The organism is Ochrobactrum sp. Marseille-Q0166 (genome assembly GCF_014397025.1).
GTDB lineage: Bacteria > Pseudomonadota > Alphaproteobacteria > Rhizobiales > Rhizobiaceae > Brucella.
The window spans coordinates 1-13409 of sequence record NZ_JACJUO010000001.1; the positions used below are offsets into that span (position 1 = coordinate 1).

Sequence of the window (13409 nt, forward strand, 5' to 3'; positions counted from 1 at the left end):
TAAACGTCGGCGCGCACGTTCTGCTTCTGCGAGCCGAGGCCTTCGATGCCGAGTTCGACAACGTCGCCAGCCTTGAGATAACGCGGTGGTTTCATGCCCATGCCAACGCCCGGAGGCGTGCCGGTGGAGATGATATCGCCCGGCTGCAATGACATGAATTGCGAGAGGTAAGAAACCAGATGACGAACGCCATAGACCATGGTCTTGGTCGAGCCATCCTGCATGGTTTCGCCATTGACCTTGAGCCACATTTTGAGATCCTGCGGATCAGCAACTTCGTCCTTCGTCACCAGCCATGGGCCGGTCGGGCCGAATGTGTCGCAAGACTTGCCCTTGGTCCACTGGCCGGCACGTTCGATCTGGAAAGCGCGTTCTGAGACGTCATGCAGCGTGCAATAGCCAGCAACATAATCAAGCGCGTCCTCTTCCGAGACGTATTTTGCGGTCTTGCCGATAACGATGCCGAGTTCGACTTCCCAGTCGGTCTTTTCAGAGCCGCGCGGGATCAGCAGATCATCATTCGGGCCGACGATGGCCGAGGTGGCCTTCATGAAGATGACCGGCTCCGGTGGCACAGCCATGCCGGATTCTGCTGCGTGATCGGCATAGTTGAGGCCGATGCAGATGAATTTACCAGTACCTGCAACGCATGGGCCAAGGCGTGGATTGCCTTCGACCTTTGGCAGCGCATTGACATCCAGCGAACCGAGCTTGGCGAGTGCTTCAGGGCTGAGAACGGCACCCGACAGATCGCTGACATGGGCAGACAGATCACGGATATTGCCGTCGGCATCGAGAAGGCCCGGCTTTTCCTGACCGGTTTCGCCATAGCGAAGAAATTTCATGAGTTTACTCCTTGTGGGGATGCTGAATTGGTAACGATGGGGCGAATGAGGGTGGTTGAGATTCTGGTTATGGCGTGCCGAAAATGGTGTTTTTCGAGAACCGGAGCGGAGTGTACTTAAAGGTACATGAGCCTAGGCAAGCGAAGAAGAATACCGTTTGCAGGCCGCCAGAGCCTGAATATCCACTACCCTAGATCGTCCAGCCACCGTCGATATTGTATGCCTGACCGGTCGTATAAGTTGCACCTGCGAGATAGACCGCGAGGTCGGCAATTTCTTCCGGCTGACCGATACGGCCAATTGGCTGACGCGCGATGAAGGCTGCACGCTGCTCTTCATAATCGCCCTGCGCGCGCAGACGGTCCTGCAGCGACGGGCTTTCAACCGTACCCGGGCAGATGGCGTTGCAGCGGATGCCTTTGGCAACATAATCGGCAGCAACCGCCTTGGTCAGACCGATGACAGCCGCCTTGGTGACGCCATAGGCGAAACGGTTCGGCACGCCCTTCACGCTCGATGCAACGGAAGCCATGTTGACGATGGAGCCGTCCTTGCGCTCCAGCATGCCCGGCAGCACAGCGCGGATGGTGCGGATCATTGCCTTGACGTTGAGATTGACGGCGAAGTCGAGGTCTTCGTCCTTCATTTCGAGGATGGAACCACCATGAACGACGCCTGCGCAGTTGAACAGGATATCCACCTTGCCGATTTCGGCTACAAGTGCATTCACTTCCGCCTCATCAAGCACGTTGAGCTTGCGAGTGATGATACCCGAAACGCCTTCGAGTTCCTTCAGCGCTGCTTCGTTGATGTCGGTCGCATAGACCTTGGCACCTGCTTCTGCAAAAGCCAGTGCACTTGCACGGCCAATGCCCTGAGCGGCCGCCGTCACCAGTGCGGTTTTTCCATCAAATCGTATCGTCATAGTCATGCCTTCCGTTCAACAAGCAGGATGTGGTCGCAAGCCAGCACCACTTCGTCCCGCTGATTAAGCACTTCGCACCGCTCCGTAACGCGGCCCAGATTTGTCCGTTTCGGGTCGTCTTCTTTTGCGCTGATCGTCACGCGCGCGCGGATCGTATCGCCGATATGCACCGGACGCACGAACCGAAGGCGGTCATAGCCGTAGGAAAACGCAACAGGGTTAATCAGCGTTGCCGTGAGGCCGACGCCGATTGCAAAGATCATCGTGCCATGTGCAATACGCTGACCACCCGGCAGGGTTTTTGCAAATTCCGCATCCATGTGGTGCGGAAAAAAATCACCCGTATGACCGGCGTGAACCACGAAATCCGTTTCAGTGATCGTGCGGCCATAGGTTATGCGCTGGTGGCCCAGCTCATAGTCTTCAAAATAGATCGCCTGTTCAGACATGATCAAAACTCCGGTTTTGCAGCAAGCGGCATGGCGGGCGCAGCGCTCGACTGATAAGCGGCTTCAACCAGCGCCATGGTGTGCCATGCATCTTCGACCGAGCCGATCAGCTCTGCATCTTCACAGCAAGCGAAACGCTGCAATTGCGCCATGCGGTTTAAGAATGCGTCCGGGAACCAAGCGCCTTCAAGCGCGATCTGCACCCAATCGTCCCCGCCCTTTGGCTTGATCCAAAGCTCGTCCGGTTCGCCGCGTGGATAGTCGAGATTGACGCCGAGTTTCACATAGGCAGCCCCTTCGGTGCCGCAAATGCGGAACTCGCAGGCCTGAAACTTGCGGCCAAAATCATGGTCGTGATTGATCGACAGTGCACAACGCACGCGGTTGCCATAATCGAGGATTGCGGCCGTGCGGGTCTGTGCGACTTCATGGTTCGGATGGCCAATGGTCTTGGCGTGAACGCCTTGCGGATTGCCGAGCAGACCACGCACGAAATCGAGATAATGGATCGAATGCATGGCGATCTCGATACGCGGCAGACCTTTCAGGAACGGCCACAGACCCCAAGGGGTTGCCAGCGCCAGCCATGCGTCGAAATCCACCACTTCGCCAAGCAAGCCTTTATCGACGGCGTCGTAAAGTGCCAACATCATCGGCGCGAAACGCAGCTGGAAATTCACGGCAGCTTTCAGATTGCGTGCACGGCAGACTTTCAGTATTTCTGTCGCGGCTGCCAAATCGCTGCCCATCGGCTTCTGGATCAGAACAGCAGCGCCTTCGGGCAATTTCGACAGGATCGAAGCATGGGCTGAGGGCGGTGTCGCCAGATCGAAGATCGGGTCTTCAACGGCAAGTGCCTCTTGCAAGTTTGCGAAAGCTTTCACGCCCCATTGAACAGCAAGCGCTGAAGCCTTGTCCAGATTGGGGTCGAAAATGCCTGCAACCGGAAAGCCGCCCTGCTTATAGGCTGGCAGATGCGCATCGCCGACAATGCTGCCCGCGCCGAAGATAACAATCGGCTTTGGCTGCGTGGGCTTCGCCCACCATTGGCGCAGGCTTTTCGGATCGAAAGCTTCAGTCATGATGGAAAACCTCCTCCATCATGGCCCACCACTCACCCTCTTTACGGGTTTCAAATGGCTTCTGGCAAGGCATACAGACTGACCACCATTCCTGATTTTTAGGATTATCGGCCATCTTCTTCATGTCAGCTCCAAAGTCCGTGCCGACATATTCCCATGTGCCAAACAGCAGGTTTTCAGGCTCTTTGAGAAAGATCGTGTAATTGGTGATGTTGCACTCGGAAATGAGCGCAAGAATCTCCGGCCACACGCTCGCGTGCAGCTTCTTATATTCTGCGATCTTCTCAGGCTTCAGCCCGATCACCATGCCCATTCTTTGAACCATTACGACCTCACGATCTCGCGCGTGAATTCAGCGATGGAACGGGCGCGCACGGCATCCCAATCCCACGCAATACCAATGCCCGGTTCCGATGGTGCAATGGCGTGGCCATCACGAATTTCCATTCCCTTGGTGGTCAGATCATCAAGCTGCGGAATATATTCGACATAGCGCCCGTTCTGCACGGCACAGGTGAGGCTGACATGCAGTTCCATCAGGAAATGCGGGCAAACCGGAATGTCGAAGGCTTCCGCAGCGTGCGCCACTTTCAGCCATGGCGTGATGCCGCCGATACGCGCCACATCGACCTGCACGATAGAGCAAGCGCCCTTCTGCATATATTCGCGGAAATGGCGGATCGAATAGATCGATTCACCCACTGCAATCGGCGTCGGGGTGGAACGGGTCAGGCGGATATGGCCGTCGAGATCATCCGCCGGAAGCGGTTCTTCGATCCACGCCAAATCAAGCTCTTTCAGGCGCTCGGCACGACGGATTGCTTCGTCCACGCTAAAGCCCTGATTGCAGTCGGTCATGATTTCAAAGCCGTCACCTACGGCTGCACGAACAGCTGAAAGGCGCGCATAATCTTCCGAACCATGTGGCTTGCCGATCTTTGCCTTCGACCCGGAGAACCCCTTGGCCTTGGCAGCTAGCGCGTCCTCGACCAACGCTTCTTTCTCGATATGCAGCCAGCCGCCTTCGGTCGTGTAAAGCGGGCACCGGTCCTTGGCACCACCTGCAAGTTTCCATAGAGGCAGGTTTTGTTTTTTCGCACGCAAATCCCAGAGGGCTGTATCGATTGCGGCAAGCGCTAAGGCCGTAATCGCACCAATGGTTGTGGCGTGGGTCGCAAATTCGAGCTTACGCCAGATCGCCTCAATGCAATCTGCATCCTCATTGATAATCAGCGGCACGAGATGGTCGCTCAACAGGCGCATGACGGACGAGCCACCAGTGCCGATGGTATAGCTATAGCCCGTACCCACCGCACCATCACTGTCGGTGATGGTGACGATTGGCGTTTCCTGACTGACGAAGCTCTGGATCGCATCGGTACGCTTGACCTTCGGTGGAAGGTCGACCATGCGCAGTTCCACTTTTTCAATCCTTGCCATATCTACACCGCCAGACTTTTACCGCTCACCGCATCAAACAGATGCGCCTGCGAGAGATCAAAATGCATGGAGATCGCTTCACCGGATTGAAGCTGACGCGGGTTGAGCATCCGTGCCACCCATTCCTTGCCGGCAAATTCGACAAAGACCAGCGTTTCATTGCCGAGCGGCTCGGTGATCGAAACAGTCATAACCTGCTCATGCGATGTACCGGCATCACCCGAAGACAGGCCGTGGCCGGTCGGAAAAAGATCATCTGGACGCAGGCCGAATGTGACCTTCGCGCCATCCGTGACCTTTGCTTTGAACTGTGCAGGAACTGGCAGACGGTCGCCATTGGCAAAGACCAGTTCCGAACCCTGCACCGTTGCCTCAGCCATATTCATCGGCGGCGAGCCAATGAAGCCAGCGACAAACTGCGTTGCCGGACGTTTGAACACTTCATCCGGTGTTCCGACCTGTTCAATATGGCCATCGCGCATGATGACAATACGGTCGGCCAGCGTCATGGCCTCGACCTGATCGTGTGTTACATAAACAACGGTGGACTGCACCTTGGCATGGAGTTTCTTGATCTCGGTGCGCATCTGCGTGCGTAGCTTCGCATCGAGGTTGGAAAGCGGCTCATCAAACAGAAACACTTCCGGGTTGCGCACAATAGCGCGGCCCATGGCAACGCGCTGGCGCTGACCGCCCGAAAGCTGTGCCGGACGACGTTCCATCAGTGCTTCAAGGCCAAGAATGCTTGATGCTTCATTGACGCGGCGGTCGATTTCCGCCTGTGGCTGCTTGGCAATTTTGAGCGAGAAGCCCATATTCTCACGCACCGACATATGCGGATACAGCGCATAGGACTGGAACACCATGGAGATATTGCGATCGCGCGGCGGCAAATCGTTGACTTGCTTGCCGCCGATTTCGAGCGCGCCGTCGGAAATGCTCTCTAAACCTGCGATCATGCGCAGCGTCGTGGACTTGCCACAACCCGAAGGACCAACAAGCGCTACAAATTCCTTGTCGGCGATTTCAAGATTGATGCCATGCACCACTTCGACAGAGCCATAACGTTTGACGAGATTTTTAATGGAAAGCTGAGCCATTTTATATCAACCTTTAACCGCGCCGAACGTCAGACCAGCAACAAGATGCTTCTGAACGATGAATGTGAGGGTCAGCGCCGGGATAATCATCACAACCGCCAGCGCGCACATGCCACGCCAGTCGATGGTGAATTCAGCGGTGTAATCGAGAAGACCGACAGGAAGGGTCTTGGAGTTGACGGAACGGGTGAGCTGGGAAGCCAGCGCATATTCATTCCAAGAGGTGAGAAAGGCGAAGATCCCTGCGGTCGCAATCCCGGGACCAGCCAGCGGAAACTCCACCTGCCAAAAAGCCTGCCAGCGGGTGCAACCATCAATCTGGGCTGCTTCCGCCAAGTCCTTCGGCACCTGACGGAAGAAGCCGTCGATCAACCAGATCGTGAAAGGCACATTGAGCGCCACATAGGTGATGATCAGGCCGAAATGCGTGTCGATGATGCCAATGCGCGAATAGAGCATGAACAATGGTAGCGAAAGCGCAATGCCCGGCACCGAACGCGTCAGCATCAGGCCGAGAAAGGTCGTCGACTTGCCCCAGAAGCGGAAACGCGCAAAGGCATAGCCACCCGAAACGCCGACGATCAACGCGATGACGGTCGATGTAACCGAGATAATCAGCGAGTTGCGGAAATAATCCCAGACCGGAATGCCGCCACCACCCGCGCCTGAGAACATCGCATAATAAGCATCAAGCGTGATTTCCTGCGGAATCCAGACCGGCGGTTTTGCCATAATTTCAACCGGCGGACGCAGCGAGGACAGCACGATCCACAGACCGGGCAGGCAGATGATCGTCATCGCGAGAAACAGGCCGATGAGGTACGCGACTTTCTTGACGCGGCGCAGCAGGCGATGCTGATCATTAGAGAGGGTTTTGGAAGCCATGATTACCACTCCGCTCCGATTTGTGCGCGTGCGGCTGCAAGCTTGCGGAAGAACATTACGGTGAAGAGGATCGAGAGCAGGATCGCGACATAGGCCATGGCATTGGCCAGTCCCATCTGCGCATCCGAATAGGCGGTGCGTCCGACCAGCGTCCAGATCAGCTCGGTTCGGCGTGCCGGGCCACCATCGGTCATGATTTTCACAATGTCATAGGCGCGCGCCACATCAAGCGAACGAATGGTCATCGCGATGAAGGCAAAGGGCATCAGATAAGGCCAGATGACATAGCGGAAGGTCTGCCATGGCGTGCAGCCATCAACCCGCGCGGCTTCAACCGGATCCTGCGGCATGGACAGAAGGCCGCCCAGAATGAGGATCGCGAACACCGAAGTCGACATCCAGACTTCCGCAAGCAAAATCGCGAACAGCGCGAGATTGCCATCGATCAGCCACGGGATAGCCTGATTGGTGATACCCAGCGATTGCAGTGCATTGTTCACCAAACCAATATTGTCATTGAACATGAACTTGAACTGGAAGCCGACGAGAACCGGCGAAAACATCATCGGGAACATCATCAGCGTACGTAAAACGCGCTGGCCATGGGTAGCCTTGTTGATGAGCAACGCCAGACCGAGGCCGAGCAGCATTTCCAGATTGAGCGCAATGGTCAGGAAGATCACTGTACGGATGAATGCAGCCCAGAACACCCAATCACCCATAATGCGCTGATAATTGCGCAGACCGATAAAGTTGAACAGACTGTCTGGGCGCGTCAGCCGGAATGGCGTGAAGCTTGAATAAAGCGAAAGTGCGAGGGGAAACAGAACCACCGCAGCAAGGATGATAAAAGCCGGAAGCAGAAGCAGAACCGGCGGGGAAATTCGTTTAAAAATTGTTCTTCCGAAGCGGGAAAACCAGCATCAAGGCGCGCGCATCTTGGCCAAAAAGCTGCTGTGCACTTTTTGGGATGTGCTTGGAATGACCCGCCCCTGTTCAGAACGGGTCATGAAATCACAGGTTTCAATCAGACGAAGCGCTTACAGCTCGCCGGCATCTTCAAGGATCTGCGTCGCCTTCTTGGCTGCATCATCAAGCGCCTGCTGTGAGGTCTTATCACCCAGAATTGCCGCTTGAAGTTCAGGATAAACAGCGTTGGAAATTTCGATCCAGGATGGGGTCTGTGGAACCGGAAAAGCGGTCTTTGCCGTTTCCTGGAATACTTCCAGCACTTCCTTCTTATAAGGATCGGAAGCGGCCTGTTCGATGACATAATCCCAGACAGCGGTGCGGGTTGGAAGCGTGCCGGCAGCCGATTCCTGCTTCTGCGAATCCTCGTTGGTCAGGAACCAGATGAGCGAAGCGGCTGCATCTTTGGTGCCGCAGGATTCAGTCACCGAGAAGCCATGATGACCAGACCAGCCTGTGCGCTTGCCAGCAGAACCTTCCGGAGCAACCACAACGCCGACATTGCCTGCGACCTTCGAGGACTTTGGATCGTTGAAATAGGTCGCCCAGCCCGGCCAGTCCAGATTGAGCGCAATGGTGCCCGATGCAAAGCCAGCACCCAGCTCATCCCAGAGATAGTTGGTTGTGCCTGCAGGAACCGCCTTGTCCTTGTAAAGATTGACGAACCAGTCGAGCGCTCGGACACCGGCTTCAGAATTGAAAGCTGGCTTGCCTTCGCTGTCGAGATATTCGCCACCTTCAGCGACCAGCATTTCATAGAAGCGGCCATTGATGGCTTCTTCCTTGCCCGCAAACTGCGTACCGTAGAAATTTGGCGGATCCGCAAAGAACACAGCCTGATCGGACACTTCTTTCCATGTCTTTGGCGGCGCCAGATCGTAGCCGTATTTCTCCTTGAAGGCCGACTTCTTCGCATCGTCTTCGTAAAGGCTCTTCTGATAATAAAGTGCCGAAACGTCATACTGCGCACGTGGAAGCATAACCAGCTTGTCATTCAGCGTTGAAGCTTTAATCACTGATGGAACGAAACCCTGGAGTTCTTCCTTCGGCAGCAAGCTATTAAGATCAGCATAAAGTTCAGGATATTGCGGCGCGAAAGATGAGTGGTTTGAACCAACGCACCAGTTGATGGAACCCGAAGCAATGTCCGACTTGATTTCCTTATCCAATTCGAAATGGTTCTTCTTGGACAGAATGTTGACCTTGGCACCGGTCGCTTTTTCCCAATCAGCAATGCGCGAATACAGCGCTTCGTACTGCTGGCCACCAATAAGCTTGGCATTGATGGTAACGCCTTCAAATTTGCCCGGAAGGTCAGCCGCCCCCGCGGAAACCATGCCAAATGCCAGCAGAGCAGAACCAGCCAGCACTGATGTCGTGAAATTCCTCATGCTTCCTCCTCATGACGGACACTCCCATATCCGTAACCGATTGTGAATTTTATATTTATATGCAAACATAATATTCACACAGGGTCAAGGCGATTTCGATGTGCTCCTGTCTTTCATCACCGGCGGTATTCGCATATAAATTGAAATATTCATAAGGGGATTGAACTTGGAATCAGACGATCGTTATCGCGCGCCCGCACTGGACAAGGGGCTGGATATTCTTGAATTGCTGGCAAGTGTTGATGGCGGATTAAGCCAGGCCGAAATTGCCAAACATCTCGACCGCAGCCCTAATGAGTTTTACCGGATGCTGGACCGTCTGGTGAAGCGTGGTTACGTGACCAAGCTCGAAGGCGACCGTTATTCGCTGACGCTCAAGCTATTTGGCCTGGCACATCTTCATGCGCCGGTGCGTCGGCTTGCTTCTTTCGCCACTCCCATCATGCGCGAACTTGCCGACCGCTCGAAGCAGGCCAACCAGCTTGCCGTATTTGACCGAGGCTCCGTTGTGGTTATTGCACAGCAGGAAGCCCCGGATTACTGGGGCATTTCGATCCGCGTTGGCTCACATATCAGCCTGTTCGACACAGGTTCCGGCCATGTGCTTCTCGCCTTCCGTACACCGGAAGAGCGCAAGATGATGATCGCCGAATATGTCAAACACGGCGAAAGCGGCAATCTCGATCAAAGCTTCTATGAGCGGCTCGATCAAATCCGTGAACGCGGCTACGAAATGATGCCCAGTGCACAGGTCGCCGGCGTCTATAATCTCTCGGCACCGATTCTCGGCCCTGACGGCTCCTGCATTGCAGCGCTCACCTGTCCTTATGTGACGCTCGTCAATTCAGCCTCCGCGCCCGACATCACACAGACCATCAGCCTGTTGCAAAAGACCGTCAAAGACCTCTCAAAGCTGGTCGGGTCCGATATTGGCACTGCTGATGAGGGTAAAGAATAAATTCGTATTTGAAAACTCTCTTCTTTTTTGAAATCATGTCATGGGAGGAGATTTTTATGATTATCGATACGCATCTGCACCTGATCGACAAAAGGGTGCTCAACTATCCCTGGCTTGGGGATGTGCCTGCACTCAACCGTGACTTTCTGTTTGAAAGCTACAAAAAACAGGCGGAACGCTGCGGCATTAAAGCGGCACTTCATATGGAAGTGGACGTTGCGGCGGATAATATTCAAGCCGAAACAAAACATGTTCAGGATATTTCGATTGCCAATAGTGGCTTCATCAAAGGTGCAATAGCCTCCTGCCGCCCTGAAGAGCCAGGGTTTGCCGCGTATCTCGAACAGAGCCTGCGCAATCCTTTTATCAAAGGCTTTCGACGTGTGCTGCATGTGGTCCCGGACGAACTGTCCGAAGGTGCTTTGTTCCGGGAAAATATCAAACGTCTGCAAGGCACTGGACTGACCTTTGATCTTTGCACGCTCCCGCATCAGATCGACAAGGTGCTTGCGCTGGCCGACCTCGCGCCGGACCTGCAATTCGTACTTGACCATTGCGGCGTGCCAGACATCAAATCGGGCGCTCTTGAAAGCTGGCAGAACGGCATTACCGAGATTGCGCAGCGGGATAATGTGGTCGCCAAGATTTCAGGCGTGGTCGCTTATGCAGAGCCTGCAAGCTGGACGGTGGAGACCATCCGCCCTTATGTGGAGCATGTCATTCAGTCATTTGGCTGGGATCGGATTGTGTGGGGCAGCGACTGGCCGGTCTGTACTTTAGCGAGCAATATCGATGCAGGGCTTTCCACATGGGTAGCGACAACCCATGCACTGCTTAAAGGATGCAGCGATGACGAAAAATCGCTGCTGCTCGCAGACAATGCAGCGCGCCTGTGGAAACTATAAAACTGGTTTGGCTGGCGGCAAATCCGCCAGCCAAACCATATTGATCAGAAGCTTTCGCGGAAAAGCCGATTGAGATCGGCGACAACATTTTCCGCCTTCTCGTTTTCCTTTAAGCCCTTATTGATACGCTCGGATGCCGCTTCCTGAAACGGCATATAGCCATCGTGACGCGGACGCACCCATGCGCCTTCCAGCGTCGCTCGGGTATCGCGATAAAAGCCCAACGTCGCAGCATTTACACCGTCATCTTCCCATGCGTCGGCATGTCCCGGCTGGCCGTTTGAAGCCGCGTAAAGCCCTTTCTGTACGGCGCCGCTTGCAATCCAGTACGCGAAATCAATCGCTGCTTCAGGATGTTTGCTGAAGGCTGAAACAGCAATGCCGGTGCCGCCCAATGCGGAGCCCGCAACACCGGATGCGCCCGATGGAATATCAGCAAAGCGGATCAGCCGATCCCGGAAGCCCGGCATGGCATAATTCACATAACCGTAGATCAGCGGTGAACAGGCGATTTGGGAGCCCGGCTCAGCCATTTCTTCAAACACGGCAATCGGGTCCATGCCGAAACATTCGGGCTTCACCAGCGAAGCAATCTCGCGCAGTTGCTCAAAAGCTTGTGAGCCATCCTCAAGCGAGATCAGCTCACCTTCCACCGAACATGGTGTTCCGGCATTGGCTACAAGTGTATAAAAGCACATTAGCGAATGTGGCGAGCGCAGTGGCAGCAGAACTTTGCCCGTACGGGCAAGACGCAGCACTTCGCCCCACGAGGTTGCTGGCTCATCCACCAGGTCCGGGCGCCATGCCTGAACCTGCGTTGCAGCATCCAATGGAAATGCCCATTGCCGCCCCTGCCAGTTGTAGCTTGAGAAGGATTGCCCCACAGAGCCCGCGGCAAGCGCCGCAAGTTCCGTTTCGCGGCCCGGCACATCAAGCGCCAGCAGACAGCCCTCTTTGGTGATCTGGCCGACATGCGGATGGTCGATCACGATCATATCGAAATTGCGCGCCAGTTCTTCGACCGGAAAGGTCTCGAAATCCTGTAGCGACCGCTTTTCCCACTCTATTTCGACGCCCTTGTCAGCAAGCCATTGCTGAGCACCCGCAACCATCGGATCATAGCCGCGCGGATGGCTCCAGGTCATGCCTTTAAGCTTGATCGCACTCATAGTCCGAATTCCTCGCGAATTTCCTTGCTGTTCTCGCCAATGCGCGGTGCGGCGCGGGCCACCTTCGGGCGCTGCCCGTTGATGCGCAGCGGCGAACGTGTGGTGGTGATGGAAACATCATCCGCGCGGGTGACTGTTTGCAACATGTCGAGGGTCGCAAACCCTTCGCTTTTGAGCAGTTCTTCCCAGTTGAGAACGCGGGCACACCAGATGTCGGCAGGCTCCAGAATGGCAAGCCATTCATCAACGGTTTTCTCTGCAATACGCGCCGCAATCAGCCGCTTGATCTCATCGCGCTTTTCGAATGCGGTCCTCGGATCGTCAATAAAAGGCGCAAGCGTATCTGTTTCAAGCAAGGGTGCGAGTTTTGCAATCGGCATCATGGCAATCGCCAGATAACCATCGGAGGCGGGGTAAACACCGTAGGGTGCGGCAAGATAGGCGTGGGCACTGCGGAACTCAGAACGTTTTGGCAGGCGACGACCATCGTTCAAATGAGTGGTCAGCACTTCAAACTGGAAATCGACCAGCGCTTCGAGCAAGCTGGTTTCGACATGCGAGCCTTTGTTGGTGATGCCACGGCGCACCAATGCTGCGAGAATACCTTGTGCTGCCGCTGCCCCTGCCAGCATATCCGCGACAGCAAGACCGAAAGGCACCGGCCCCTGCCCTTCATCACCATTGAGCCACATCAGGCCCGAACGCGCCTGCGCCAATAGATCCTGTCCGGGACGCCCGACCCATGGACCTTCTTCGCCATAGCCGCTGATCGATGCGTAAACGAGGCGCGGATTGATTTCTTTGGCTGCCTCGTAATCAAGACCAAGACGCTTGATCACACCGGGGCGGAAATTCTGGATCAGCACATCAGCCTGTGTGAGAAGCTTCTTCAATGCAGCCAGATCGTCGGGATTTTTGAGGTCAATCGCAAGGCTGTCCTTGCCGCGATTGATCGCATGAAAAATCGTGGAATCGCCGCCAATTTCCGTGTCACTCAGATAAAGTCTGCGGGAAAGATCGCCGCCATCGGGCCGTTCAATCTTGATGACACGCGCTCCAAGATCCATCAGACGCAACGAGCAATAAGGCCCCGACAGAAACTGGCTCATATCGACCACGACAAGCCCGCTAAGCGGCAGTTCGCTTTCCGACATCGGGAAATTCCCTCCTCATGAATTTCTTATGTGAATATAGTCTTCACATATGGATTTATAGAAGGCAAGGCTGAAATTGGGATCAGAATGCAAAAACGCCGCCCGGTGGGGCGGCGTTTTTAAGGAAATCGGATCAA

Annotated in this window: 14 protein-coding genes; 2 read left to right on the forward strand and 12 right to left on the reverse strand. The window is 55.0% G+C overall.

The genetic code is table 11. The features are described 5' to 3' along the window. The 10 genes from H5024_RS00005 to H5024_RS00050 all read right to left on the reverse strand — a co-directional run. Window positions 1-845: fumarylacetoacetate hydrolase family protein (locus H5024_RS00005; RefSeq protein WP_187543400.1), on the reverse strand; the 845-nt coding region annotated here is incomplete at its 3' end. Window positions 846-1035: 190 nt separating this feature from the next. Next, on the reverse strand, window positions 1036-1770 hold the full coding sequence (locus tag H5024_RS00010) for an SDR family oxidoreductase (protein WP_187543401.1): 735 nt from the start codon (window positions 1768-1770) through the stop codon (window positions 1036-1038). A gap of 2 nt (window positions 1771-1772) precedes the next feature. After that, window positions 1773-2219: a MaoC/PaaZ C-terminal domain-containing protein gene (locus H5024_RS00015; RefSeq protein ID WP_187543402.1), complete on the reverse strand. Its 447-nt coding sequence runs from the start codon at window positions 2217-2219 to the stop codon at window positions 1773-1775. A 2-nt stretch (window positions 2220-2221) separates the two neighbouring features. Then, the gene (locus H5024_RS00020) at window positions 2222-3301 is read right to left on the reverse strand and encodes a Gfo/Idh/MocA family oxidoreductase (RefSeq protein WP_187543403.1); all 1080 of its coding nucleotides are present in this window, start codon (window positions 3299-3301) and stop codon (window positions 2222-2224) included. After that, window positions 3294-3626 carry an L-rhamnose mutarotase gene (locus H5024_RS00025; RefSeq protein WP_187543404.1) on the reverse strand — a complete coding sequence of 111 codons (333 nt, stop codon included), beginning with the start codon at window positions 3624-3626 and terminating at the stop codon, window positions 3294-3296. The genes H5024_RS00020 and H5024_RS00025 overlap by 8 nt, the downstream gene beginning before the upstream one ends. Continuing rightward, on the reverse strand, window positions 3626-4741 hold the full coding sequence (locus H5024_RS00030; protein ID WP_187543405.1) for a mandelate racemase/muconate lactonizing enzyme family protein: 1116 nt from the start codon (window positions 4739-4741) through the stop codon (window positions 3626-3628). The genes H5024_RS00025 and H5024_RS00030 overlap by 1 nt, the downstream gene beginning before the upstream one ends. A gap of 2 nt (window positions 4742-4743) precedes the next feature. After that, window positions 4744-5841, reverse strand: a complete 1098-nt coding sequence (gene ugpC, locus H5024_RS00035; RefSeq protein ID WP_187543406.1) for a sn-glycerol-3-phosphate ABC transporter ATP-binding protein UgpC — start codon at window positions 5839-5841, stop codon at window positions 4744-4746. Between the two features lie 6 nt (window positions 5842-5847). Beyond that, the gene (locus H5024_RS00040) at window positions 5848-6726 is read right to left on the reverse strand and encodes a carbohydrate ABC transporter permease (RefSeq protein ID WP_187543407.1); all 879 of its coding nucleotides are present in this window, start codon (window positions 6724-6726) and stop codon (window positions 5848-5850) included. A gap of 2 nt (window positions 6727-6728) precedes the next feature. After that, window positions 6729-7622: a sugar ABC transporter permease gene (locus tag H5024_RS00045; protein ID WP_187546449.1), complete on the reverse strand. Its 894-nt coding sequence runs from the start codon at window positions 7620-7622 to the stop codon at window positions 6729-6731. A 144-nt stretch (window positions 7623-7766) separates the two neighbouring features. Next, on the reverse strand, window positions 7767-9086 hold the full coding sequence (locus H5024_RS00050) for a sugar ABC transporter substrate-binding protein (RefSeq protein ID WP_187543408.1): 1320 nt from the start codon (window positions 9084-9086) through the stop codon (window positions 7767-7769). 151 nt (window positions 9087-9237) lie between these two features. Here H5024_RS00050 and H5024_RS00055 point away from each other — a divergent pair, with 151 nt between their 5' ends. Further along, complete coding sequence (locus H5024_RS00055; RefSeq protein ID WP_187546451.1) at window positions 9238-10044, forward strand: IclR family transcriptional regulator; 807 nt, start codon at window positions 9238-9240, stop codon at window positions 10042-10044. 56 nt (window positions 10045-10100) lie between these two features. After that, complete coding sequence (locus H5024_RS00060) at window positions 10101-10949, forward strand: amidohydrolase (protein ID WP_187543409.1); 849 nt, start codon at window positions 10101-10103, stop codon at window positions 10947-10949. A 44-nt stretch (window positions 10950-10993) separates the two neighbouring features. On the opposite strand, the gene H5024_RS00065 is transcribed toward H5024_RS00060, so the two are convergent. Then, window positions 10994-12118, reverse strand: coding sequence for an extracellular solute-binding protein (locus H5024_RS00065; RefSeq protein WP_187543410.1), 1125 nt, complete (start codon window positions 12116-12118; stop codon window positions 10994-10996). Then, window positions 12115-13272 (reverse strand): CaiB/BaiF CoA-transferase family protein, encoded by a 1158-nt coding sequence (locus tag H5024_RS00070; RefSeq protein ID WP_187543411.1) that lies wholly within the window; start codon window positions 13270-13272, stop codon window positions 12115-12117. The genes H5024_RS00065 and H5024_RS00070 overlap by 4 nt, the downstream gene beginning before the upstream one ends. Window positions 13273-13409: the final 137 nt, after the last annotated feature.

Bases quoted from the DNA above. Each gene is read 5' to 3' on its own strand.
- H5024_RS00030 (WP_187543405.1), bottom strand. From the start codon at position 4,741: ATGGCAAGGATTGAAAAAGTGGAACTGCGCATGGTCGACCTTCCACCG.
- H5024_RS00020 (WP_187543403.1), bottom strand. From the start codon at position 3,301: ATGACTGAAGCTTTCGATCCGAAAAGCCTGCGCCAATGGTGGGCGAAG.
- H5024_RS00060 (WP_187543409.1), top strand. From the start codon at position 10,101: ATGATTATCGATACGCATCTGCACCTGATCGACAAAAGGGTGCTCAAC.
- ugpC (WP_187543406.1), bottom strand. From the start codon at position 5,841: ATGGCTCAGCTTTCCATTAAAAATCTCGTCAAACGTTATGGCTCTGTC.
- H5024_RS00040 (WP_187543407.1), bottom strand. From the start codon at position 6,726: ATGGCTTCCAAAACCCTCTCTAATGATCAGCATCGCCTGCTGCGCCGC.
- H5024_RS00025 (WP_187543404.1), bottom strand. From the start codon at position 3,626: ATGGTTCAAAGAATGGGCATGGTGATCGGGCTGAAGCCTGAGAAGATC.
- H5024_RS00070 (WP_187543411.1), bottom strand. From the start codon at position 13,272: ATGTCGGAAAGCGAACTGCCGCTTAGCGGGCTTGTCGTGGTCGATATG.
- H5024_RS00050 (WP_187543408.1), bottom strand. From the start codon at position 9,086: ATGAGGAATTTCACGACATCAGTGCTGGCTGGTTCTGCTCTGCTGGCA.
- H5024_RS00015 (WP_187543402.1), bottom strand. From the start codon at position 2,219: ATGTCTGAACAGGCGATCTATTTTGAAGACTATGAGCTGGGCCACCAG.
- H5024_RS00010 (WP_187543401.1), bottom strand. From the start codon at position 1,770: ATGACGATACGATTTGATGGAAAAACCGCACTGGTGACGGCGGCCGCT.
- H5024_RS00065 (WP_187543410.1), bottom strand. From the start codon at position 12,118: ATGAGTGCGATCAAGCTTAAAGGCATGACCTGGAGCCATCCGCGCGGC.